Below are 429 nucleotides of genomic sequence, written 5' to 3'. Positions count from 1 at the left end.
CGTTCACATCAAAAGCCACTCAAATCGAGTGGCTTTTTTGTTTGCATAAAAATGGTTTTTGATAACATAGCNTCCCGATTTTTAATCGGGACGGTCGAAGGTTCGAATCCTTCTGCGTTCACATCAAAAGCCACTTTGTTTTACTTAAATCTTAAGCTAAATGATTTTTTTCTATATTCTATATTCAAAATCTTTAAATCAATATTATATTGGTCATACAGCTGAAGGTTTAGAAGAAAGATTACGTAAGCATTTGTCTAATCATTGTGGATTTACTAGTAAAGCTAAAGATTGGATTGTCGTTTACTTTGAAGAATTTGAAAGTAAATCATTAGCCTACAAGCGAGAATTAGAAGTTAAAAAATGGAAAAGTAGAATAAGGATTGAAAAAATGATAAATGGATTTAGTAATTAATTCATTTTGGCTAT

General features: G+C 30.1%; 1 protein-coding gene and 1 tRNA gene. Both read left to right on the top strand.

Features of this window, described 5'->3' with window-relative positions:
* Positions 1 to 26 precede the first annotated feature (26 nt).
* A tRNA-Lys gene (locus ASE40_RS22010) sits at positions 27 to 121 on the top strand.
* A gap of 39 nt (positions 122 to 160) precedes the next feature.
* On the top strand, positions 161 to 415 hold the full coding sequence (locus ASE40_RS08680) for a GIY-YIG nuclease family protein (RefSeq protein ID WP_057116554.1): 255 nt from the start codon (positions 161 to 163) through the stop codon (positions 413 to 415).
* Positions 416 to 429 lie beyond the last annotated feature (14 nt).

The organism is Flavobacterium sp. Root935 (assembly GCF_001429295.1).
Taxonomy (GTDB): domain Bacteria; phylum Bacteroidota; class Bacteroidia; order Flavobacteriales; family Flavobacteriaceae; genus Flavobacterium.
Note: the sequence above shows the minus strand (reverse complement) of the source record. Positions and strands in the feature narration are given on the sequence as shown.

Excerpts from the sequence above, each read along its gene's own strand:
- ASE40_RS08680 (WP_057116554.1), top strand. The coding sequence starts at position 161 with ATGATTTTTTTCTATATTCTATATTCAAAATCTTTAAATCAATATTAT.